Source organism: Williamsia sp. R60, from assembly GCF_054063855.1.
In genome coordinates this window covers 897,726-922,786 of the sequence record NZ_JBSSGR010000003.1, presented here as the reverse complement: position 1 = coordinate 922,786, position 25,061 = coordinate 897,726, and the positions used below count along the sequence as shown (strand labels likewise).

Sequence of the window (25,061 nt, the reverse complement as noted above, 5' to 3'; positions counted from 1 at the left end):
CATGCGCCGACACCTGTGGTCGAGAGCCGACGATGGGCATCGCGTCGCGGACGGTTCAAGCGGGAGTAGACACCTGCTGTCGGTTGCAGACCTGATCGGCGCGGCCGTCGTCGCCCTTGTGGTGTCGAGCATTGCGCTGGCGGCGATCGGCCGCGTGGACTGGCCGGCGTTCAACTCGTCCAACGTCGAGACCGCCCTCACCACCACCGGTCAGGTCCTCGCGGTCGTCCTGATGATCGTCGCCGTCATTCTGTCGCGGACCGGCAAGGCGACGTGGGCGATCAAACCCCTGTCGTGGCTGGGTATCTCGGCCCTGGCAGCGGTCACGCTGGCGATGCCGCTGGGAGCCACCAAGCTCTATCTGTTCGGCATCTCGGTGGATCAGCAGTTCCGCACCGAGTACCTCACCAGGCTGACGAACAGCCCCGCCCTGGCCGACATGACCTACGCCGATCTGCCGCCGTATTACCCGGCCGGGTGGTTCTGGCTGGGCGGCCGTTACGCCTCCCTCACCGGTCAGCCCGGCTGGGAAGCGTACAAACCGTGGGCGATCATCTCGATATCCATCGCCGCCGCGTTGGCGATGGCCCTGTGGCAGCGAATGATCCGCACCGACCTGGCCATCGCGGCAACACTGGCCTCCACCGTGCTCACCCTGATGTACGTGAGCCCCGAGCCCTACGCGGCGGTGCTGGTTATCCTCGGAGCTCCGATGCTCGTGGCGATTCTGCACGGTTTGCGGTCGGGCAGCGTGCCCGCGATCGTGGCCGGTGGACTGTTCCTCGGTTTGAGCGCCACCTTCTACACGCTCTACACCGGACTGTTCGCCATGACGGCTGTGCTGATGGCCCTCTACCTCGCCGCAGTGGCGTGGTTCGGCTTGGACAACAAAGCGGTCAACAAGTCTCGAATCCGTACCGAGCGGGTACGCGCCGTGCTGCACCTGGCGTTGCGACTGGCCGGTATGGCCGCGGTGGCCATCCTCGTGGCGCTCATCGTCTGGGCGCCATACCTTTACGACAGGTTCCGCAACGAGCCCGCCTCGGGCGGTACGGCCGAGCACTACCTGCCGGGATCGGGCGCCGTGCTCCCGACACCGATGCTGCACTGGTCGCTGATCGGCGCGCTGACCATGGTCGGTCTGGTCTGGATCATCCTCCGGTTCCGCACCAGGACCGCAGCATTCACCTTCGGTGTCACGGTCGTCTCGATCTATCTGTTCTGCCTGCTGTCGATGGCGGTCACGGCCACCGGGACCACCCTGCTCTCGTTCCGCATGGAGCCGCTGCTCATCGTGGTCCTCGGTGTTGCCGGCGTGTACGGCTTCGCGGAGTTGGCGTCGGTGGCGGTCCGCCGATTCGGTGACGTGCGCACCCTGGTGGCGGTACTCGCCACCGGTGCGGCCATCGCTGTGGCACAGAGCATCCCAGGTCACCTCGCCACCGAGATCACCGTCGCCTACACCGACACGGACGGCAACGGTGTGCGCGCAGATCAGCGGCCGCCGGGAGCCGGTGCCTACTTCCCCGAGATCGACGCGGCCATCACCACCCAGACGGGCAGGCCCCGCGACGACACCGTGGTGCTCACCGCCGACTACGGATTCCTCTCGGTGTACCCCTACTACGGGTTCCAGGGACTCACGTCTCACTACGCGAACCCTTTGGCGGAGTTCGACAAACGCGCTGCGGCCATCGAACAGTGGTCGACGGCCGAAACCGCGGACAGCCTCGTCGAGCAACTCGACGCCTCACCGTGGCGACCACCGACGGTGTTCCTCTTCCGTTACAGCGCAGAAGGTTACGATCTGCGCCTGGCCGAAGACGTCTACCCCAACGACCCCAACGTCCGTCGCTACACGGTGACCTTCAACCGGTCGGTGTTCGAGGATCCCCGATTCACGGTGACCAACATCGGACCCTTCGTCCTGGTGGTCCGCAACTAACGCTCTACCGGTCAGGGCCCCCAGTTCTCTACCGGTCAGGGCCCCTAGTTTCTCTACCGGTCAGGGCCCCTAGTTTCTCTACCGGTCAGGGCCACAGTCGAGCGGCTGCGCGCCCACGACTCCCCGGACCGACAGCAGGCCCTCGAGGATGTACTGACCCGGAAGGGTGGCCTGCAAGGTGACCCAGCTGTCCGGCGTCTCGGTGATGCAGGCGTACAGGTTCTCGTCCACACTGCTGCGCGCGACAAGATACTTGTTGTAGCGCACCTGAATTGCGTGCGCCTGCGCGTCGGGTACGTCCAGGACGAGCTTCGCCGGCGACGACTCGACAACTGTCAGCGGCGCCGGGACGATCGGGGCGGGGTCATCGACCTTGTAAAGGTCCCACTTGTCGTTGCCCCAGACCCGTTCGAGATAGGGCAGGCCCGACTGCACCAGTGCGGCTTCGTTTTTCATCTGACGCAGCGGATCGGCGGAGACCGCAACAAAGGCGACAGCGTTTTCCGACAGCCACTGCCTGTACGACTGAGGAGTCAGCGCGTCTTCTTCGTAGAAGATCGGGTTGAACCGCGAGTCCGACTGGTTCTCCCAGCCGCGCGCCAGCTTGATGGTCATCCCGAGTTTGTGTGCGCCCGCGTGGGTTTGGGCATCCACCAACTCAACGCGGTGGTTATTGATCTCCGGCCGGTCGACCAGCTGTGAACGCAGGGGGATGTAGTCGCGGTTGCTGTCACCGGAGTCGGCTCCGACCACCTGGTCTGCGGTTGCCACGAACGTCGCGTAGATGAGGGCCGGGGCCAGCGCAATGGCCAGGAACTTGAGCGACCGCTTCGAGTAGAAGAGACACAGGCACGGCAGCACCAGACAGAAGAACCGGCTGAGGTTGGAGCCCACGCCCGTCGGCACGAGGAACATGACAATGGCCGCGGCGCTCGCCAGCGGCACGATCCACCGGGCCGGTGGGATGGTGAGCGCGGCGGCGCCGCCCGCGGCGATCAGGGCGACCCAGAACAGGGTGGTGGCGGGGAACCCCTGGGCGCCGGGGCTGCCGAACATCAAGAACGGGACGCCCACTCCGAGGGCAGACCCACCCAGCACCCACCAGGTGGTCCGGGCCTGCTCGTCGCGGCCGAACGCAAATGGCACCGCGGCCAGTCCGACAAACGCCGGGGCCAGCGGACTCGCGAGTCCGGCGACCAGCAGGCCGATGACCCCCAGCGCCAGGTACCCGCGGCGTACGACGACGATGGCCCCGAGGGCGATGGCCGCTCCCACCGCGAACGCCACCCGGCCCGAGAGCATGTTGAGTACGGCGGCGATGGTGATGGCCCAGACCAGCACGGTCTGGTGCGTGGCGCCTTTGGCGAGCGGGACGGCCAGCAGAGCGGTGGCAGCGGTGGCAAGGCACAGCAGGAGCAGGGAACCGGTGAGTGTCGACAGGGCCGGGACGATCAGCGAATAGCTGCCGGGCGAGACCCCGCCGTACCAGCCGAACCAGTAACCGAGGCCGACGCCGGATCGAGCAGCTTCCTCACGCGCGATGGCCGCTTGCAGATCCCCGACCGTCGGGTGCGCCACCCACAGGCCCACGATGGCGATCAGCGCCACCAGGAGTGGGAGGAGCGGCCGCCGGCCAAGTGCCGGCAAGGCCACCGGGAAGCTCATCCGATCGACACCCCTGCGCTCTCCGGCCTGCGGGCCGCTCGGTTGCGCCACCATCGGGTCAACGTCGGCGCGTAGATGATCAGCGCCGCCACCGCCAGGAGCCAAACTCCCGCGATGACATCAAGAATGTAGTGGTTTCCCGAACCCATGACCACAAAATATGTGGTGAACGGGTAGATGAGGCCGAGGATGCGCAGCCACTTCCACTTGGCCAGGAAGAACAGCGTCACACCGCACCAGGTGGCCCATGCGCAGTGCAGCGAAGGCATGGCGGCGAACTGGTTGGAGATGGCGTCGCTGCCGGGCGCACCCGACTCAGGCCACCAGCCCCATGAGGCGGTTTGCGCCATGACGTCGACAAATCCCTCGCCTTTGAGCAGGCGCGGCGGCGCGGTGGGCAGCCAGTAGAAACCGATCAGGGCCAAGCCTGTCGTCAGCACCAGCACGCCGCTGACCTGGCGGTAATACTGTTTGCGCCGGAACAGCAGCCAGATCAGCACCACGGGGGTGACGATGAAGTGCAGGGTGGCGTACTGGAGGGCAACCAGGTTGGCGAGCCACGTGGTGGTGTGCACCAGTTCGTTGAGTGGCCGCTCGAGGGCGAAGTTCCAGCTGTCTTCGATCCTCAGGATCTCGTCGGCGTTGCGGTAAGCCGCCGCGGCGACGTCGCCGACGCTGTTGCGGATGGCCGAGTAGATGGCGTACAGCGCGCCGAGCATGAGGATCTCGACCCACCATCGAGGGCGGGCGAGGTATCGATTGACGCGGGTGACGGCGGCACGGAAGCCGGTCTCCCGCAGTTCGGATTCGTAGGCATCGAACGCAGCCGAGTCGAGTTCCGGGGCGGTGGTCGATCGGGCATCACGGGTTGCCATAAATCAACTCCCGCATATAACCCTCCAACTACCTACTTCGAGCTCGTACCGCCTGACCCGAGTTTGCGGATCGAACGCGAAACTACCGCGTACAAGTCACAGGTCCGACACATCTCGTTACGATGGCTGACCGGAGAGGGCGCAATGGTTCTGCAGGATCATAACCGAGGAAGGGCTTCCAACCTTCCCACACGCGGCCCGTGAACGCTCTGAGCTGGCGAAAGTCAGAGCCATTTGCCCGTCGTTGGGCTTCTATTCAACAATTTACTGTGCTTCGAATGTGATGCTCGTCACAGATTACGTCCGATCGACACCCGTCGACGCCATCACCAGCTCGACGAGTCGGCGCACCGCGAACTCGTAACCGCGGATGCCGAACCCCGCTACGACACCTTCCGCGACGCCGGACACATAGGAACGGTGACGGAACTCTTCACGCGCGTGCACGTTGCTGACATGCACCTCGAAGATCGGCACCTCGGGGATGACCAGCGCGTCCCGCAGCGCCACCGAGGTATGCGTCCATCCGCCGGGATTGATGACGATTCCGCACGCATGACCACGTGCCCCGTGGATCCACTCGAGCATCTCGCCCTCGTGGTTGGTCTGGCGCGCTTGCACGGTGAATCCGGATTCCGCAGCGGCCGAGGTGGCGATCGCCACCGCGTCCTCGAGGGTGTCGGCGCCGTAGACATCAGGCTGCCGGGTGCCGAGCGCATTCAGGTTGGGCCCGTTCAGCAAGAGGATGGGCGCACGGTCACCGGATTCGCGGCTGTCGATCATGGGGCAACTGTATGGCTCGGCGCGGCACCGCAAGAGAATCCGACACGCCCAGGCGGTTACCATCTGCGTTTGTGCCTGCTGACGCCCCGACCGTGAAACCGACCCACGACCGGGCGCGGATCGCCAAGCTCGCTGCGATCGTCACCGGTCTGCTCGGCGTCTTCCTTGCCCTGGCCACGCCGCTGCTGCCCGTCAATCAGACCACCGCCGAGGTGAACTGGCCGCAGCAGGACAAATTGCAGTCGGTGCTGGCACCACTCGTCTCCTATGTGCCGATCGACCTCGACATCACGGTGCCGTGCAGCGCCGTCGACCAACTCAACGGGCCCGGCCAGACCGTGCTCGTCTCGACCACCCCGAAACAAGCCGAAAAGGCAGTTGCCCGAGGTCTTTTCATTCGCAAGTCCGGCCAGGCGACGGACGCACTGGATCGGCAGTCCGTCGAGGTGGTGGTCCGCAACACCCCCGTGGCCTTCGCGACGCTCGCGGACATCCGGTCACAGGGTTGCGAGAGCATCAAGGTGACCGCGACCGCTGAATCGGTGAAGGCCGAGTTCGTCGGGATGACCGACGCCGAAGGTGAACCCCTCGTCGGCGAGACGACCGACGGCGACCAGCGCCCCCAGATGACCGGCATCTACACAGACCTGACCGGCGCTGCGACGTCGCTGCCCGGCCTGACGGCGCACGCCACCATCGACGATCGGTACAGCACCGCCCCCACCGTCCTCAAGTGGCTCGCGATCGCGGTCGGGGTGCTCTGCACGTTGATCTCTCTCGGTGCATTGGCCGTGCTCGACTCCACCGACGGCCGTAAGCACCGCCGGTTCCTGCCCGCCCGATGGTGGACGTTCAACGCCCGCGACGGCGTGGTGATCGGCGCGCTGGTCATCTGGCACATCGTCGGCGCGAACACATCGGACGACGGATACATCCTGACGATGTCGCGGGTTGCCGAGCACGCCGGCTACACCGCCAACTACTACCGCTGGTACGGCGCGCCGGAGGCCCCGTTCGGCTGGTACTACCAGGTGTTCGGATGGCTGGCGCACGTCACCACCGCCAGCCCATGGATGCGCCTGCCCGCGCTGGTCTGCGGAATCCTGGTGTGGCTGATCCTGTCCCACGAGGTGCTCCCTCGCCTCGGCCGCGCGGCGACCACCAACCGGATCGTGCCGTGGACCGCCGCCTTCGTGTTCCTCGCGTCGTGGTTCCCGTTCAACAACGGACTCCGGCCTGAGCCGATCATCTGCCTGGGCGCGCTGCTCACATGGTGCTCGGTGGAACGCGCGATCGCGACCGGCAGGATCCTTCCTGCGGCAGTGGCCTGCACGATCGGAGCATTCAGCCTCGCGGCCGGACCCACGGGCTTGATGGCCGTCGCGGCGTTGATCGCCGGTGCCCGCCCCATGGTGATGGCCCTGATCAAACGAGCCAAGGCCATCGGCGGGGACCTCAGGAGTTATCTGGCGATGGTGGCTCCGGTCGCCGCGGCCGGGGTGTTCGTGATGTTTGTCGTCTTCTCCGATCTGACCCTCGCCGCATTCACGCAGTCGACGAGCATGAAGACCGCGTTGGGTCCATCACTGCACTGGTACAACGAGATCGACCGGTACTCCGCGTTGTTCGAGTTCTCGGCCAATGGCTCGGTGTCCCGACGATTCGCGGTGCTGGCGATGCTCGTCGGGCTGGTGGTCTCCGGCGCGATGCTCATCCGCAAGAGCCGCATACCCGGTACAGCGCTCGGCCCGTCCCGCCGCATCGTCGGGATCACCTTCGCCTCGCTCATCTTCCTTATGTTCACCCCGACAAAATGGACTCACCAATTCGGTGTGTTCGCCGGACTGGCGGCGGCACTGGCCGCCATCGCGGCCATCGCGGTGAGCGCCGAAGCCATGCACGCCCGGCGCAACCGGATGCTCTTCATCGCGCTCGTTCTGTTCATCACCGGTCTGTCGTTCACCGCACCGAACGCTTTCTTCTACTACTCGAACTGGGGCATGCCGTGGGGCGCGCTTCCCGTTCGTTTCGGGGTCGCTCTGGGCAGCGTCATGCTGTACCTCTGCGCGGCCGCGCTGCTCGTCGCTTTCTGGTTCCACTTCCGCGAGCCGTTCGATCGGCGCAAGGATGGCGTCGCGGCCGGCTCACGGGCGTCGGGCACCCGTCCTCGCCGGTGGTACAGCACACTCGCCGCGGCACCCCTGGCCGTCGCGGGTGCGTTCCTCGTGGTCTTCCAGATCGGCACCGGTGTCGCCTCGGGCGTGAAGCAGAGTGGATCGTTCTCCATTCCGTCGTCGAACGTCGATGCCCTGCGCGGGGACATCTGCGCGATGGCCGAGAAGGTCCTGGTGGAACCCGATCCCTCAGGCGACCTCCTCGAGCCGGTGGACGGCAACGTCGCACTCGGCCTGAACGGCTCGTCCGAACCGGCCGAAGGGGCGCCTGCCAACGCGGGTTTCACCGCAAACGGTCTGCCGCTGACCCTGGACTCGACCGCAAGCGCCGGGAGCCTCGGCGTGCTCGGCGGCAACGTCGCCATCTCGCCGGATGTGCTCAACTCGAACGCGGGCGGGACCGGCGGCGGTGAAACCGATCAGGCCGGCGTAAACGGCAGTACGGCAAAGCTGCCGTTCGGGCTGGATCCGGCCGTCACACCCGTGCTCGGCAGCTATTCGCAGAACGACCAGTTCCCCTCGTATCTCACCTCGTCCTGGTATCGGCTTCCCGCACGGAACGCCGACACCCCGCTGATCACCATGGCGGTCGCCGGTCAGTTCGACATCGAGAACATCAAGATGGAGTACTCGACCGGGTCCGGCGACTCGAACCAGGACTTCCAGGTGGCGGGCGAGGTCGATCTGATCGACCCGGGTCCACGACCCTCCTGGCGGGACCTGCGCACCTATCGCAGTTCGTTCCCGAACGACACCACGGCGATCCGCATCGTCGCGAAGGACGAGAACCTCGCACAGGACAGCTTCATCGCACTGACGCCTCCCCGATCACCGCGTCTGCAGACATTGCAGACAATGGTCGGCAGCACCGATCCCGTCCAGCTCGACTGGACCAGCGGGCTCGCGTTCCCGTGCCAGCGGCCGTTCGACCATCGCGACGGGGTCGCTGAGATCCCGCAGTGGCGGATCGCTCCCGGTGCCGATCTGTCCGCCGCGGTCGGCGCGTGGCAGGACGCCTTCGGTGGTGGACCACTGGGATGGATCGAGGTGGCCCTGGACAAGACCACGGTGCCCTCCTATCTCGAGGGCGACATCGGTCGCGACTGGGGTTCGCTGGTCCGTTACGAGCCCTACGGTGAGCCGGCGGATCTGGCGGAACTGAAGCTGGGCGAGACCACTCGGTCCGGACTGTGGAGTCCTGCGCCCATCCGGTACTGACTGTGCCGTAGGTCACCGCAGCGGTCGCAGGACCCATCCCCCGCTCGGGGCAGGTTCGGGCTCTCAGGTCAGTGCAATACCATCGTTGCTCGTGCCTGTGTCCTCTCACATCCCCAGTGCGGGGACTGTCCGTTGGACCGCAATCGTGGCGGGACTGGTCGGGATCGTGCTGTGTGCGATCACCCCTCTGCTGCCGGTCGACAAATCCACCACGAAGATCGATTGGCCCGCAGGTCAGCCGCTTTCCAGCGCGACCGCGTCGGTCACCGCACCGTTGATCGCGCAGACGCCGCAGACCCTCGATGCGACCATTCCGTGCTCCCTGATCGACAGCCTAGGAACCGACGGGGGCCTGGTGCTGGCGACGATGCCGCCGAGCGCCCAGCAGTTCAATCAGAAGGCCCTGGTCGTCTCCGCCTCCGCGTCGTCGGTGTCGGTGATTTTCCGTAACGAGCTGGCTGCCACGGCGCCCCGCGACGCCGTCGGATCGCCGCAGTGCCGCGATCTCCGGATCTGGTCGAACCCTGCAGGGGTGGGTGCACAGTTCGTCGGCCTCGGCCCGGTGGGCACCCTGGGGATCGACCAACGACCCCAGTTCGACGGCGTCTTCACCGACATCCCCCCCGACGACGTGAAAGCCGCCCAGGCGCAGGGACTTTCGGTCACCACGGTGGTCGATACGCGCTTCTCCTCGACCCCAACCCTGATCAAACAGCTCGCGCTGATCGTCGGGCTGGTCGCGATCGCCGTCTCGCTGATCTGCCTCGGCCGGCTCGACTGGCTCGCCGGTTACCACCGGCGGATCGGCACCCCCGCCTGGGGCAAGGTGCTGCGACCGCGTGTCACCGACCTGGCCGTCACCGGTGTGCTGCTCATCTGGCACTTCCTCGGCGCCGGCTCACCCGACGACGGCTACATCCTCAACATGGGTCGCGCGTCCGAGGGTGCGGGGTACCTCGCCAACTACTACCGCTTCTATGGCATCGCCGAGGCGCCGTTCGACTGGTACTACTCGTTCCTGGCCGTCTGGTCGGAGATGTCGGCCTCGGGACTGTGGATGCGCATCCCGTCGCTCGCCGCCGGCCTCGGGTCGTGGTTCATCCTGTCCCGGGTGCTGTTGCCCCGACTCGGTGCCGGAGTCCGCCGCAGCGCCTGGGCCATCTGGGCGGCCGCGGCCGTGTTCACCGCATTCTGGCTGCCGTTCGCCAGTGGTCTGCGCAGCGAATCGATCATCATTCTGGGGTCCCTGCTGACCTGGTGGGCCGTCGAACACGCCATCGCGACGCGCCGATTGCTACCGGCCGCCCTGGCTGCGATGTGCGCCGGGCTCACTCTCGCCCTGGCGCCGCAGGGTGTCATCGCGGTCGCCGTGCTGATCGTGGGCGCCCGGCCCATGCTGCGGGTGCTGCTCGAACGCGGCCGCGATCCCGAACGCGGCAACCGCGTGCGGGTGCTCAACCTCGCCGCTGTGATGGCACCGTCCATCGCGGCCGCCTCGCTGGTCGTGCTCGTGGTCTTCCGCGATCAGACCTTGGCATCGGTGTTCGATGCCGTGCGCACGCGCTACATCGTCGGACCGACCATCTCGTGGTGGCAGGAGTACCTGCGGTACTACTTCATCACCGTCACCACCCCCGACGGCGCCCTGACCCGTCGGGTGCCGCTGTTGCTGTTGCTGTCGTCGGTGTTCGTGACACTCGCGGTGATGTTGCGACGCAAGAAGATTCGTGCGGTCGATCCGGGGCCGGCCTGGCGACTGCTCGGCGCCACACTGATCACGTTGCTGCTGATGATGTTCACACCCACCAAGTGGACCATCCACTACGGCGTGTTCGCCGGTTTCGCCGCTGCGCTGGCCGCCACGGCCACCATCGCTGTCGCCCAGTCGGCGGCGCGGTCGGTGCGCAACCTGTCGGTCTTCGTCGCGGGACTGCTCTTCGCCCTCGCCGCGGCGATGGCCGGCGAGAACGCCTGGCCCTTCGCCTACAACTTCGGCATCTCGTGGTTCGACAAGGCACCGGTACTCGCCGGTCGCGAAGTGTCCACCATCTTCCTGGTTCTCGCCGTGGTGGCCGGCGCCGTCGCGGTGTGGCAGCACTTGCGCCTCGACTACGTCGCCAACAAGGGGCTTGCCCACGGACCCGACGCCTCGGCCGCCGAGGCGCGGTCCGACCGCCGCCGCCTGTTCATCGCCTCCTCCCCCATCGCCCTGATCGCCGGTTTCATGGTGATCTGCATGCTGGCGGTCTTCGCCAAGGCCGCGCTGTCGCGGTATCCCGCCTACACGGTGCTCGGTGCGAACTTCGATGCTCTTCGCGGGAACAGCTGCGCGATGGCGGATGCGGTGCTGGTCGAAGAAGATCCGAACCGCGGCATGCTGACCCCTGCCGACGGCGTTTCGGCGTCCGACGCCCTCGCGGGCGAGGATGCGGTCGGTTTCACCCCGAACGGCGTTGCCGGCGACCTGACACCCGAGGCGGGCTCCGCCCGTCCCGGCCAGATGAACGTGTCGGCCAGCTTCAACAAACCCTTTGTGGTCTCGGGTGCCGGTGCCGGTATCACCGGCGGTACCGGGCCGGAAACGGTCAACGGTTCCACCGTGGCACTGCCGTTCGGCCTCGACCCGGCCACCACGCCGGTGCTCGGCAGCTACGGGTACGACTCGGGAGAGGCGTCACTGACCACCGGCTGGTACAACCTCCCCGCACGTGACGCGTCGCCGCTACTCGTGTTCAGCGCCGCCGGACCGGTGTTCACGTTCAACGAAGAGGGTGTGGCGACCTTCGGGCAGCAGCTGAAGGTGCAGTTCGGTGTCCCGAACCCCGACGGGTCCTTCACCGACATCGGCCCGCAGATCGTGCCCATCGACCCCGGGCCCGACAAGCCGAACCGGCCGTGGCGCAACCTGCGCGTCCCGATGGCGCAGGTCCCCCGGGATGCCACCGCCATGCGGATCGTGGCCAAGGACAACAACGTCAACCCCAAGCAGTGGCTCGCGGTCACCCCACCCCGCGCACCGCAGCTCAAGACCCTGCAAGAAGTCGTCGGATCGGACTCACCCACGCTGATCGACCTGAGCGCGGCGTCTCAGTTCCCTTGCCAGCAACCGTTTTCCATCACCGATGGCGTCGCCGACATCCCGCAGTGGCGCATCCTGCCCGACAGGGTGACCGCCGCCTCCCAATCCAAGACGTGGCAGGCCGCAGACGACGGTGGTGTGCTGGCCGTGCCCGAGGCGCTGGCGCGGGCGAACACCGTGGCGACCTACCTCGACGACGACTGGTATCGAGACTGGGGGTCGCTGGAGAAGTACACCCCGTTGGTGCCCGATGCTCCGGCAGCCGACATCACCACAGGGACAGAGAAGAACTGGGGATGGTCACGCACCGGCTCACTAAGGGTGGTGCCGCAGGAAAATGAGTGAAAAGGCGAGCACCATCAACACAGAACCGCCCACCGGAAAGCGGAACCTGAGCCGTTACGTCGGCCCTGGCTACCGCAACGTCAAGATCGTGGCGGTCGTCTCCGGCCTCATCGGGTTCCTGCTTGCCTGCCTGAGCCCGCTCATGCCGGTGAATCAGACCACGGCGCAACTCAACTGGCCACAGGACAACCAGGTGGTCAACGTGGCGGCGCCGCTCGTGTCGTTTGTCCCCACCGACATGCGGGTCTCCGTTCCCTGCTCCACCGCTGCCGACCTCCCCGCCGACGGTGGGGTTCTGCTCTCGACGATCCCCGCCGGCGGGCAGGAGGCCACGTCCAAGGGCCTGTTCATCCGGGCCACGTCCGACAGCATCACGGTGACCGGCCGCGACGTGGTGTTGCTGACCGCGGATCGGGCTGTCGCGCAGGCGGATCCGAACTGCCGCATCACCGTCGAGGCCGACGGTGAAGGTACTGCCGGGCGCATCGAGAACGGCGGCACCGAAGGCCAGTTGTCCTTCGACGTCCGCGATCCCAACCTCCGACCGCAGATCGTCGGCGTCTTCACCGAACTCCCCCAAGGCACCTCACCCGAGGGGTTGGAGTTCAGCGCGACCATCGACACCCGATTCGTCACCACCCCCACCAACCTGAAGTTCGCCGCCCTTGTCATCGGTGTGGCAATGACTGTGGTGTCGCTGATAGCGCTCGCGGTCCTCGACTCCCGGGACGGTCGCAGACATCGGCGCATCCTGCCCACCCACTGGTGGACCATCCGGTTCTCCGACGTCGTGGTCTTCGCGGTACTCGGTTTCTGGTGGCTGATGGGGTCGAACACCTCCGACGACGGCTACAACTTCACCGTCGGGCGCATCGCCGGAGAAGCCGGGTACGTCGACAACTACTACCGCTACTACGGAGTGCCCCAGGATCCATTCGGCTGGCACTACCAGGTGATCTCGGCGATGACCGAGGTCAGCCTGTCGGCGCCGTGGATGCGTTTGCCCGCGTTCTTGCTGGGCCTTCTCGGATGGTGGCTGATCTCGCGTGAGGTGATCCCGCGCCTCGGCCGGACGGTCCGTCACTCCACCCCAGCGCTGTGGTCGGCAGCGTTTGTGTTCCTGGCCATCTGGATGCCGTTCAACAACGGCCTGCGCCCCGAACCCGCACTCGCCATCGGCGCACTGCTCACCTGGTGTTGTGTCGACCGCGCCATCGCCACCGGTCGGTTGCTGCCGCTGGCGATCGGTTCGGCTGTTGCCGCCTTCACCCTCGCGCTCGCACCGGGTGGCCTGATGGCCGTCGCACTGCTGCTCGCCGGAATCCGCCCGCTGCTGAGACGAGTGGTCGCACGCAGGCACCGCGACGGGCTGCTACCGCTGCTGATGCCCATCCTCGCCGCGGGAACATCGGTGCTGTACAACATCTTTGCCGATCAGACGCTTTCGACGATCCTGACGTCGTCACAGGTCGCCTCCGAGGTGGGGCCGACGCTCGAATGGTGGCAGGAACCGGTTCGGTACTACTACCTGATGCTGCCCACAGCCGACGGCACGTTGTCGAGGCGATTCGGCATCCTGATGGCGTTCCTGTGCCTGATGGTGGTGCTGCTCATGTTGCTGCGTCGTCGTCAGCCGATGGGCATCGCGAAGGGGCCCACCTGGCGCCTGGTCGCCGGCGTGCTCGGCTTCATGTTCTTCTTGGCCTTCACCCCCACCAAGTGGACCCACCACCTCGGTGTGTACGCCGGTATCGGTGCGGCGCTGGCCGCCGCGGCGGGTGCGATGATGGCGCCTGCTCTGTTGCGGCGCAGGCGTAATCGCACTTTCTTCGCTGCCGCGGTGCTGTACGTGGTCGCGTTGTCGTTCGCCGGCACCAACGGCTGGTGGTTCGTGGCGAGCTACGGCATCCCCTGGTGGGACCAGCCGCCTGCCATCGGCGGGATCCGGGTCACCTGGATCGTCCTGGTAATCGCTGTCGCCACCACGCTTGTCGGCCTCTACCAGCACTTCCGGGACGACTACGTGGACGCCGAACGGCGGGCGTCCGGGTCGAAAGCACTACACAGACTGGCCTTTTCACCCATGCCGGTGCTGGCCGGCCTGGTGGTCCTGTTCATGCTGCTCTCGTTTGTCAAGGCTGCGTACGAGCAGCGGGACAGCTGGTCGTGGCTGAACTCGAACGTCGACGCACTGAAGGGCAACATCTGCGCGCTCGCCAATGACGTTCTGGTGGAACCGGATCCGAACCGCGGACTGCTGGCACCGGCAACGGTGGCAGGGCAGGCCGATCTGTCGCCCGGCGACGCATTGGCCGGCACGGGCATGGCGGGATTCACCCCCAACGGTGTGCCGAACGATCTGTCGGTGGATGCCACCGAGACCAGCGACACCACCACGGCGCAGAACACCGCCCAGACCGGCGCCGGATCGGGCGACACGACCGAGGCAGACGAGGCCGGTACCGGTGGCGGACAGGGCGCCCTCGGCGTCAACGGGTCCACCGTGCGGTTGCCGTTCGGACTCGACCCTGCCGAGACCCCCGTCCTGGGTAGCTACGGCTCGCAGAACGCGTCGCTCACGTCGGCCTGGTACCAGATGCCGCAGCGACAGGCCGATGCGCCGTTGCTGACCCTGTCGGCTGCCGGCCGTATCGCCGCGGTGGACGGGGAGGGCATCGCCCAGCCCGGACAGCAACTGGTGGTCGAGTTCGGCAGGCCCGGACCGGGTAACACGGTCATCCCGATGGGACAGATGAGCCCGATCGACATCGGCGATCCACCCATCTGGCGCAACCTCCGCTTCCCGCTCTCCGACGCCCCCGCGGGTGCCTCGGTGGTCCGGGTGATGGCCAAGGACAACGCCGGCGCACCGGATCAGTGGCTTGCGGTCACACCGCCGCGCATCACCACGATGCGCACGCTCAACGACCTGGTGGGCAAGGACGATCCGGTCTTGATCGACTGGCTGCCGGCGCTGGTGTTCCCGTGCCAGAAACCGATGGCGGTGAAGTACGGCGTCGTCGAGGTTCCGCAGTGGCGCATCCTCCCCGACGCACAGGCAACTCGCCAGAACAGCCAGACGTGGATGTCCGCCGATGCCGGTGGTCCGCTGGGTGTCACCCAATCGATGTTGCGCGCGACCATCATTCCGTCTTATCTGCGGAACGACTGGGGCCGCGATTGGGGCTCGCTACAGCAGTTCAGCGAGATCGCACCCGCGAAGCCCGCCGAACTGACGATCGGATCGAGCACGCACTCGGGTCTGTGGTCGCCTGCGCCGATGCGAGCGGCCCGGTACTGAGTCTCGGTTCCCGCCGGTTCCCTCCGACTCCGGTCACACCCTCCGACTGCAACCGGAGGAACAGGCAGGAGGCGGAGGAACTGGCGACCTGGCGTCCACCGAGGCCTCGGTTCCCGCTGACTCCCTCCGACTTCGGTTACTTACTCCGGTTGCAACCGGAGGAACGGGCAAGAGTCGGAGGAAATGGCGAACCGGCGTCCACCAAGGCCCGGGTCCCGCCGATTCCCTCCGACTTCGGCGTCTTGGGGCGGCTGTGTGCGACGGTATGAGGATGGGAACGGTCCGGTCCACGCCAGCTGTACTACGCCTGTGGCGCACAACGTGGTTGCGTGCCGCCGTCATCGGTCTGGGCTTCGGGTTCGTCGCGGTCCTCGGCTGGTATTTCATCACTCCCGGGATCACGGAGTCGTCAACCAAGGTGCACGTGCCGTCCGGCCGCGACCTCGCCCTCCACGTGCCGGGCTGGGTCTGGCTGATCCCCGCTGCCTTCGCGATCTGCGCGGGTCTGCTCGGCTGGGCCACCGAGCGCTTCACCGCGCGGCTCGGTCCGAGCACCCGAAGTGAGGTGCTCAGTCTGACGACGGTCGCGGGCTGCACGCTCGGTGGCGCAGCCATCCTGGCGACGATACGGCTGGTCCCCCACAAGGCCGTACTCGTCTCGGGTGACGGTCAGCTGCCCGACATCGGCTTCGGGTGGGCGTACGCGTTCCCCGTGGCCGGGTTTGCCATCGGCGTGATGCTCGCGGGTGGCATCCGGCATCCCGACGACGACAGCTGAAACCCCCACACCCTCCGACTACAGCCACATTCTCCGGTTGCAACCGGAGGATGTCACCACAAGCCGAGGATCTAGATCGGCATCAGGAAGTGCTTACGCGGCGACCGCAGGATGTGCTTGTCCTTCAGCTGCGCCAACGCTTTTCGCAGCTGCAACCGAGTACTCGACGGATCGATCACCGCGTCGATGTAGCCCCGCTCGGCGGCGAGGTACGGGGTCGCCATCATGGTGTTGTAGAAGTCGACGAAATCCTTCCGGATCTTCGAAGCCTCCTCCGGCGTCGCGTTCTCGGTCTGCCGCCGGGTCAGGATGGTGGCCGCGGACTCCGCACCCATCACCGCGATCTTGGCTGTGGGCCACGCAAAGTTGATGTCGGCACCGAGCTGCTTGCAACCCATCACCGCGTAGGCGCCGCCATATGCCTTGCGCAGCACAACGGTGATCTTCGGGACGTCGGCCTCCACGTAGGCGAACAGGAACTTGCCCGAGCGCCGGATGGTGCCCTTCTTCTCCTCCTCGACGCCCGGGAGGATGCCCGGGGTGTCGACCAGGAAGATCAGAGGGATGTTGTACGCGTTGCAGATTCGGACGAAGCGAGTGGCCTTCTCCGACGAGTCGGTGTCGAGCACACCGGCCATCACGTTCGGCTGATTGGCCACCACACCCACCGAGATACCGTCCACCCGCGCGTAACCGGTGATGATGTTGGGTGCGAACAACTCGGCGACCTCATGGAACGCACCATCGTCGAACACGCGCAGGATGATGTCGCGCATGTCGTAGCCGGTGTTGTCGTTGTTCGGCATGAAGGTGTCGAGTGAGAGGTCGCTTGCGGTGATTTCCGGTTCCAGCCCGGGATTGATCACCGGTGCCTTCTCGTGGCACGAGGACGGCATGTACTCGAGATAGTCACGCACCCATTCGAATGCGCTCTTCTCGTCATCGGCCAGGTGGTGGATGTTGCCCCACTTGGACTGGTTGTACGAGCCACCGAGTTCTTCGGCCGTGACGTCTTCACCGTTCACCTCACGGAGGATGTCCGGCCCGGTGACGAACATGTAGCTCTCATCCTTGACGCCGACGAGGATGTCGGTGTTCGCGGGGGTGTACACCGCGCCCCCCGCGCACTTGCCGAGGATGATCGAGACCTGCGGCGCCAGCCCCGACAACAGGTCGTTGCGACGGCCCATCTCCGCGTACCAGGCCAACGATGTGACCGCATCCTGGATACGGGCGCCTGCGGAGTCGTTGATGCCGACCATGGGGCAGCCGATCTTGCCTGCCCACTCCATGATGGCCGAGACCTTGCGACCGAACATCTCACCGACCGTTCCGCCGAACACCGTCTGGTCATGCGAGAAAGCCGCGACCGGACGGCCGTTGACCAGGCCGTGCCCGGTCACCACACCATCGCCGTAGCCGCTGTCCGCGGCGCCGGGCATCTTGGCGAGTCGGCCGAACTCGACAAATGTGCCGGGGTCGAACAACATGTCCAGTCGTTCACGAGGCGAGGCGATGCCTTTGGCAGCCCTCTTCGCGACCGCCCGCTCGCCGCCGGGTTCTTTTGCCGCCTCGAGCTTCTCGCGAAGTTCTTTGAGCTTGCCGGCGGTGGTGTCAGTCAATCTGGGTCACTTTCTTGCGAGCTCTTCCAACCGTGCGGTCAGATCGGCACCGATTTTTCCGATGTAGGGTTCGTCGATGATCGCCAGGTGATCGCCTCCGACATGGATGATCTCGAGATCGTCGACCACCTCTCCCCATCTTCCGTCTTCATCGATCTTTGCCCACTGCGGTTCGAGTTCGATTGCGCCATCATGCATCTTGTCGGCCCGGTAGAGGACCACCTTGCCGTCGAAGCGCGTCGGTTCCACCGTCGACAACGCGCGGTTGTCGAGGAAGCTGGTGCGCTGATGTTCGATGATGCCACCAGGGATCTTGGCGTCACTCATCGCCAGCATCTCCATGATGATCTTGAACTGGCCGTCGTCGTCGGCTTCCACCAGGCGGTCCATCGGGATCGGCACATCGTCGAGGCCGTAGGTGCGCTTGGCGAAGTCGAGGTACCGCTCGAGGCGGGCCCGCTTGGTCTCCGGAGTGTCCTCGACCGGTTCGGCCGGGCGCACCACATCGATCAGGCCGACAAACGAGACCTCTTCGCCCGCTTCGACGAGTACCTGCGCGCATCCGTATGCCAGGGCGCCGCCGAGAGACCAGCCGACCAGCACGTACGGGCCGTTTGGTTGGATCTCGCGCAGCTTCGGGTAGTACTGGCGGACCCGTTCTTCGATGGTCCCCTCGACGCGGTCGAATCCGATGACCGGGACGTCCTCGGGCAGTCGCTTGAGCAGCGGCTCGTACGCGGCGGTGGAGCCACCGGCCGGGTGGAACACCAGCACCGGTGTGCGGTCTGAGTTCTCGGGGGTCCGGAGGTAGCGGACGAAGCCGTCCACCAGCCCACCCTCGAGATGCTCACGCACGTAGTTCGACATCGTCTCGATGTTGTCGGCGTCGATGACGTCCTCGATGTCGAGCTCGCCGCCCGCACGTTCGGACAACCGGGCCGTCAACTTCTCCGCGGTCTCGTCGTCGAGCACCGGGAGGGGGTTGAATATGCCGCCGGCAGACTTTCCGGTCACCACGGCCCACACGCCGAAGGTGAGACGCTCGGCGGCATCTCGCGGTGGGACGTCCGCACCGGCCGCGGCAGCGACCGCGGCCGCGTTCTGCAGGTTGGCCTTCGGCTTGTCGGCCTGGGCTGGTGCCGGTGCCGGCTGAGCCGGGGCAGACGCCGAATCCGCTTCGGCGACAGCCTCTTCGGGTGCGGACGTTTCGAGAGGTGCTTCGGCCTGGGGCTCGACGGGCTGGGACTCGTCGGTCTTGGTTCCTTCGGAGTTGATCAGTTCAGCCAATGCGGCGGTGTCCAGTTCACCCTTGCCCGCGGCATCGGCGGCCAGCGCCTCCACCTCGTCGCGGTGCTCCACGGCGTAGGTGACGAACTTGACCACGTCTTGGAGGTTGGCGTCGCGCATCGCCTGCAGCTGCAGCTGCGGGATGTCGAACTCCCACTCCGCACGGTTCTTGATGCGCATGGCCATCAACGAATCCAGACCCAGCTCGATCAGCGGGATCTCACGAGGCAGATCCTCGGCCTCGTAACCCATCGACTCTGCGACGATCTGTGCCAACCGGTCGTCGATGGTCTCGCCGGAGGTCGGATCCCACCGGGCGCCGATCTCATCGCTGATCTCCGGTTCGGTCACCAGCGTGTTGTCGACGAACCCGGACTGCTCGGCCGTCACAGGCGCGGTGGCGGGGGCCGTCTGGACGGCGGCCGGAGCCGATCCACCGGAGACCACCACGGCGTCGAGCAGCAGTCGGAACGAAGTGCCCTCGGCAGCATGCACTTGCAGAGCGCCGCCGCCCGGGTGAGGTGCCAAAGTGGTGGTGAGCGTCGAGGCGCCCACCGGCTCACCGTGCGGGAGCACCGCCGTCACCTGTACATCGGAAAGCACTTGCGACGCGGCAACTCTGACGAGTTCGGTGAGGTCGGATGCCGCCGATGCGGACACCTGCCAGACGTGGCGACCGTCGGGAAGGGCCACGTGCGATCCCGGCATCCTGGAATCGCCCGACCCGGCCGAGATGTTCGCGGTCAGCCAGTACGGCTTGCGTTCGAACCGGGTCCGCGGGATCTCGGCGAAATCGCCCTTACCGAACAACGATCCGACGTCGACGGCATGACCGTGCACGTAGAGCTTCATCAGCGCGTTGATCACGCCGTGGCTCTCGTCTTCCTTGCGGCGCAACGTCTCGATCAGTTCGGCGTTGTGGATGCCGACCGAGAAGGTCACGGCGGCAACGGAAATCAATACCGCCGGGTTCGGCGACAGTTCGAGGAACGTGGTGTGCCCGTTCTCGACGGCCTTGGCAACGGCCTGCGAGAACCACACGCTGTGCCGCAGGCCCTTGGTCCAGTACTCCACGGCGTGCACCGGCTCGCTGCCCGGCCGGTAGAAGGTCTCGCGGTCGACCGAGCTGTAGAACCCGATCTTCGGCGACAGCGGCTCGATGCCGGTGAGCTCGTAGGCGAGTTCACCCAGCAACGGGTCGGTCTGGGACGTGTGGCTGGCACCCTTCGTGGCGAGTTTGCGCCCGAGTTTGCCCTCGCTCTCGGCCCGCGCCACGATGGCATCGACCTGCGGTTCAGGACCGCCGATGACGGTGTGGGTGGGTGCTGCGTACACGCAGATCTCGAGATCGGGGTAGTCGGCGAGCACACCGGTGATGTCGTCGGCGCTGTACTCCACCAGAGCCATCAGCCGGATGTCGTCGCCGGTCAGCTGCGCCTCGGCCTCGCCCATCAGCCGCGACCGCTGGCAGATGACCCGGACGGCGTCCTCGAGGGACAGCCCACCGGTGATGTAGGCGCCTGCCGCCTCCCCCATCGAATGTCCGACAACCACACCGGCATCCGCACCATGGTGGCGGAGCAACTCGGCCAGGCCGATCTGAATGGTGAAGATACCGATCTGCGACGTCTCGATCTCGTAGGCCACCGAATCGTCGAGGAACTGCTCGACGATCGAGTAGCCGAGCTCATCGACGATCAGTTTGTCGACCTTGTCCACCGCGGCGGCGAACACCGGATTCTCGGTGTAGAGCTGCTTGCCCATCTTGCGGTGTTGCGAACCGAAGCCGGACAACAGCCACACGGGCGACGCCGAATCCGGTGAGTCACAAGTGAAGACGAGCGGGCTGTTCTTGTTGTCAGCGACCGCCCGCATGCCCTTGAGCGCATCCTCGTGCGTGCGGGCCATCACCACCGATCGGGTACGTCCGTGGTTGCGGTGTGCCAGGGCCCGCCCGATGTCGACGAGCGGCGTGTTCTTCGCAGCGTCGGTCTCGAGCCAGTCGGCGAGGTCGGCGGCGGTCTTGCGGCGACGCGACGGAAGGAACCCCGAGACCACCAGCGGGACAACCGAACCCTCGGCCCGGCACGGCGCGAATCCTTCTGCCGGGTCCTCCTCGGCTTGCGGCTCTTCGGTTTTCGCCGGTGTGGCCGCGAGCTGGCCCAACGCGGCGCGTTCGGCCTCGGTGAGGAACTCGTCGAGGTCGTCGTCCTCGTCGAGGAAGTCGGCGACCGTGGCCTGGGCGGCAACCGGCTCGTCGATGATCTCTGCGGCGGGTTCCCTCAGGTCTTCTGGCGTCACCTCTCGGACCACCACGTGGGCGTTGGTGCCGCCGAACCCGAATCCGGAGACACCCGCGATGGCGCGGCCGGAGTACCTGGGCCAATCAGCCGGTTCGGTGACAACACTGAGCCGCAGCGCGTCGAACTGGATGTACGGGTTGGGGCCGGCGTAGTGCAGCGACGGCGGGAGCTTGTCCTCTTGGAGGGCAAGGATCAGCTTGATCAGGCCTGCGGAACCTGCACCGGCTTCGAGATGGCCGAAGTTGGTCTTCGCCGAGCCGAGCAGCGTCGGCTTGGCTGCATCGCGCCCCTTGCCGAGCACACGACCGAGTGCGTCCGCCTCGATGGGGTCGCCGAGAATGGTTCCCGTGCCGTGCGCCTCGATGTAGTCGACGTCGCGCGGATTGATGGCAGCGTCGATGTAGGCGCTGCGCAGCACCTGAACCTGAGCTTCGGGATTGGGGGCGGGCAGTCCGTTGGAGCGCCCGTCGGAGTTGACGGCCGATCCCGCGACCACCGCGAGCACGTTGTCACCGTCGCGGCGGGCATCGGAAAGTCGTTTCAGCACAACGAGTCCGCCACCCTCGGCGCGGATCATGCCATCGGCGTCGGACGAGAACGCCTTGATGTAACCGTCTTTCGACTGCACACCCACGGAGTCGAACCCCAGCGTCGCGGCCGGGGTGATCAGCATGTTGACACCGCCGGCGAGAGCGACATCGGACTCGCCGCTGCGCAGGCTGCGCACTGCCTGGTGCACCGCGACCAGCGACGAGGAGCATGCGGTGTCGAGTGCGATGGACGGCCCGCGGAAATCGAAATAGTACGAAACCCGTCCCGCCACAATGGAAGTGGAGGTACCCGTCAGGGCATACGCGGCGGTTTCGCCGGCGCCTTCGGGATCGGAGACCGCCAGCATCTGGTAGTCGTTGGTGGAACTGCCGATGAACACACCGACCTGGCCGCCCTTGAGGTCGCTGGCCGGGATGTGCGCGTGTTCGAGTGCCTCCCAGGTCAATTCGAGTGCGAGGCGTTGCTGCGGGTCCACCATCTCGACCTCGCGCGGCGACATCTGGAAGAAGTCGGCGTCGAAGCCCTTGACGTCGTCGAGGTAGCCACCCTTGAGGTTGGCCTCGTCGAGCACCTTGGCGATCCGCGGATCCGACTTGAACTCGGTCCAGCGGTCCTCGGGCAGGTCACTGATGCCGTCGCCGCCGTTGATCAGCAGGTCCCAGGTGGATTCCGGGGTGTGGCCCGCTTTCGGGAAACGTGTTGCCACACCGACGATCGCGATGTCGTCGTTCGGGCCTCGCGTGCGGTTGTACAGATCGTCGTCGTCATCGTCCTCGCGGCCCGCATCCGGGTCGCCCTCGATGATGCGCTTGGCCAGCGACGCGATCGTCGGATGCTGGTACGCGACGGTGGCGGTGAGGATGATGCCGGTCTTGTCCTCGATGTCGCCCGACAGCGCAACCGCGTCACGCGAGGACAAGCCGAACTCTTCCATCGGCCGATCGTCGGAGACCTGGTCGACCGGCAGTCCGGTCGTGTCGGAGACCCACTGCCGCAGCCACTCCCGAAGCTCCGAGACCGTCAGGTCGCCGGCCTTCTCGTCGTTCTGCCGTTCTTCGCCTGAATCGGTCGACGCACCCACCGGCGACACATCCAACTCACCGTCGCCACTACTGTCACCCGGACCAAAACTCGACCCCGGCAGCTTGTCCTCGGAGTTCAGGGGCTCATTCGTCGAACTGTTCAGTTCAGGCATCGGGTAGTCCAGACTATTGATTCTCGTGTGGCGCATCGGGGAACGCCGTCTGCTGGTAACCACCGCGCAGAGTTCCGTCGATGTACGCCGCCTTACATGCCCGCCGGGCGATCTTGCCGCTGGAGGTACGTGGGATCGAGCCCGCCGGAACCATCAGCACGTCGCGCGCCATCACACCGTGTCGCTGGGCGATCGTGGCGCGCACGGTGTCGGCCACCTCTTGGGGGTCGACCTTCTTGCCCGGTCCGCGCTCGGCGACGATCACCAGCTGCTCGGATGCGTCGTCCGCGTCGAACTTGAGTCCGCTGGCGGAGTTCTGGAACACCACCTCGGGCAGTTCGTTGGCAGGTACGGCGAACGCGGCAACGAAGCCGGGACGCAGAGCCGGGCTGGCTTCCTGCGCCGAGAACTCGAGGTCCTGCGGGTAGTGGTTGCGGCCGTCGACGATCACCAGGTCCTTGACGCGTCCGGTGATGTACAGCTCGTCCTCGAACCACACGCCGTAGTCGCCGGTCTTCATCCACTTGGCGCCCTGGGGAGAGCCGATGCTCCGGCTGCCCTCGGGCAGTGGCGCGGTGAGGGTGTTGTTGAACGTCTCCTCGGTCTCCTCCGGGCGACCCCAGTATCCGTGGCCGATGTTCATCCCGTGCAGCCAGATCTCACCCACGTGGCCGTCGGGGCGCTCAGTACCGGTCTCGGAATCGACGATCACGGCCCACTGGCTCACCGAGACCTGTCCACACGACACCTGGGCCACCGCACCCGGCGCATCCTGGTCGACCAGCTTGAACTGTCCCGCGTTGAGGGCAGTGCGATCGACGTAGATGACCTTCGCCTCGTTCTCGCGTTTGGTCGACGACACGAACAGTGTGGCTTCTGCCATCCCGTACGAGGGCTTGATGGCGGTCTTCGGGAGTCCATACGGACCGAAAGCCTCGTTGAACTTCTTCATCGAGCTGACGGTGACCGGCTCGCTGCCGTTGATCAGGCCGATGACGTTGCTCAGGTCGAGCTTTTCACCGGGCTTCGGGACGCCACGCACCGCGGCGTGCTCGAACGCGAAGTTGGGCGCGGCGGCGAACGTGTCGGCACCATCGGCGATGGCGGCCAGTTCCTTGATCCACCGGCCGGGCCGCCGGACGAACGCCTGCGGGCTCATGATGGTGATGTATTTGCCGCCCAGCGCAGGCAGGATGACCGTGAGCAGCCCCATGTCGTGGAACATCGGCAGCCACGTGACGCCGCGCGAATTGTGGTCGAACTCGATCGCATCGATCATCTGCAGTGCATTGGCGGCAACCGACTCATAGGTGATGACCACGCCGGCGGGAACCCGGGTGGAACCCGAGGTGTACTGCAGATATGCCGCATCGTGCAGGGCCGGTTTCGGCTTGACCCACGTGTCGCCGACCGAATCGGGCACCGCATCGACGGCGATGACACGGGGGCGTTCCTTGGCAGGCAACGGCTTGAAGAAGTCACGGACGGCCTCGGCCGATTTGGTCGCCGTGAGGATCACACTCGGCTTGCAGTCGGCGAGCACAGCGGTGAGCCGGTCGGTGTGACCCGGCTCGTCCGGCGAGAACAGCGGAACCGCAATGTTGCCCGCGAACAGCGACCCGAAGAAGCCGATCACGTACTCCAGCGACTGCGGGGCCAGGATTGCCACCCGGTCGCCCGGCTGCGTGACCTGCTGCAGCCGCGCGGCGATGGCACGAAGCCGTTTGCCGAACTCGGCCCAGGTCAGGTCGATCTGCTCGCCATCGCGTTCACGGCTGTAGTCCATGAAGCGGTACGCGAGTGTCTCGGCCTGCTCGATGACATTGCGTTCCACGTAGTCGACCAGCGTCACGTCGTCGTCGAAGAACAGATTTCCGTTCTCGTCCAAGAACTGGTCAAACTCGTTGTTCATTCGTACTCCTGATCGCGACCTCGACGC

At 66.1% G+C, this 25,061-nt stretch carries 11 protein-coding genes; 5 read left to right on the top strand and 6 right to left on the bottom strand.

Translation table 11 applies throughout. The annotated features are described in order from the left end of the window. Position 1 precedes the first annotated feature (1 nt). Complete coding sequence (locus ACVWY6_RS17765; RefSeq protein ID WP_457539794.1) at positions 2 to 1,945, top strand: galactan 5-O-arabinofuranosyltransferase; 1,944 nt, start codon at positions 2 to 4, stop codon at positions 1,943 to 1,945. Between the two features lie 78 nt (positions 1,946 to 2,023). Here ACVWY6_RS17765 and ACVWY6_RS17760 read toward each other — a convergent pair whose 3' ends face one another. From ACVWY6_RS17760 to aroQ, 3 genes are all read right to left on the bottom strand, one after another. Continuing rightward, positions 2,024 to 3,664: a hypothetical protein gene (locus ACVWY6_RS17760; RefSeq protein ID WP_457539792.1), complete on the bottom strand. Its 1,641-nt coding sequence runs from the start codon at positions 3,662 to 3,664 to the stop codon at positions 2,024 to 2,026. Further along, positions 3,607 to 4,485, bottom strand: a complete 879-nt coding sequence (locus ACVWY6_RS17755) for a phosphatase PAP2 family protein (RefSeq protein WP_062794754.1) — start codon at positions 4,483 to 4,485, stop codon at positions 3,607 to 3,609. Before ACVWY6_RS17755 ends, ACVWY6_RS17760 begins: the two co-directional genes overlap by 58 nt. Before the next feature lie 297 nt (positions 4,486 to 4,782). Next, positions 4,783 to 5,268, bottom strand: coding sequence for a type II 3-dehydroquinate dehydratase (gene aroQ / locus ACVWY6_RS17750; RefSeq protein WP_457539790.1), 486 nt, complete (start codon positions 5,266 to 5,268; stop codon positions 4,783 to 4,785). 11 nt (positions 5,269 to 5,279) lie between these two features. Here aroQ and ACVWY6_RS17745 point away from each other — a divergent pair, with 11 nt between their 5' ends. The 4 genes from ACVWY6_RS17745 (at position 5,280) to ACVWY6_RS17730 (ending at position 16,163) form a co-directional block, all read left to right on the top strand. Continuing rightward, the gene (locus tag ACVWY6_RS17745) at positions 5,280 to 8,660 is read left to right on the top strand and encodes an arabinosyltransferase domain-containing protein (RefSeq protein WP_457539788.1); all 3,381 of its coding nucleotides are present in this window, start codon (positions 5,280 to 5,282) and stop codon (positions 8,658 to 8,660) included. 91 nt (positions 8,661 to 8,751) lie between these two features. Continuing rightward, positions 8,752 to 12,084 (top strand): arabinosyltransferase domain-containing protein, encoded by a 3,333-nt coding sequence (locus ACVWY6_RS17740; RefSeq protein WP_457539786.1) that lies wholly within the window; start codon positions 8,752 to 8,754, stop codon positions 12,082 to 12,084. Further along, a complete protein-coding gene (locus tag ACVWY6_RS17735; protein WP_457539784.1) occupies positions 12,077 to 15,385 on the top strand; it encodes an arabinosyltransferase domain-containing protein in 3,309 nt (1,102 codons plus the stop codon). Before ACVWY6_RS17740 ends, ACVWY6_RS17735 begins: the two co-directional genes overlap by 8 nt. A 271-nt stretch (positions 15,386 to 15,656) precedes the next feature. Further along, positions 15,657 to 16,163: a hypothetical protein gene (locus ACVWY6_RS17730; protein WP_457539782.1), complete on the top strand. Its 507-nt coding sequence runs from the start codon at positions 15,657 to 15,659 to the stop codon at positions 16,161 to 16,163. Positions 16,164 to 16,234: 71 nt separating this feature from the next. Here the strand turns inward: ACVWY6_RS17730 and ACVWY6_RS17725 are convergent, their stop codons facing one another. Genes ACVWY6_RS17725 through fadD32 form a run of 3 tightly spaced genes read right to left on the bottom strand, consistent with a single transcriptional unit; the run spans position 16,235 to position 25,034 of the window. Continuing rightward, positions 16,235 to 17,785, bottom strand: coding sequence for an acyl-CoA carboxylase subunit beta (locus tag ACVWY6_RS17725; protein ID WP_457539780.1), 1,551 nt, complete (start codon positions 17,783 to 17,785; stop codon positions 16,235 to 16,237). Positions 17,786 to 17,791: 6 nt separating this feature from the next. Continuing rightward, positions 17,792 to 23,122 (bottom strand): polyketide synthase Pks13, encoded by a 5,331-nt coding sequence (gene pks13 / locus ACVWY6_RS17720; RefSeq protein WP_457539778.1) that lies wholly within the window; start codon positions 23,120 to 23,122, stop codon positions 17,792 to 17,794. Between the two features lie 13 nt (positions 23,123 to 23,135). After that, entirely contained in the window at positions 23,136 to 25,034 is a 1,899-nt protein-coding gene (gene fadD32, locus ACVWY6_RS17715; RefSeq protein ID WP_457539776.1) for a long-chain-fatty-acid--AMP ligase FadD32, read from the bottom strand. Between the last annotated feature and the right edge of the window lie 27 nt (positions 25,035 to 25,061).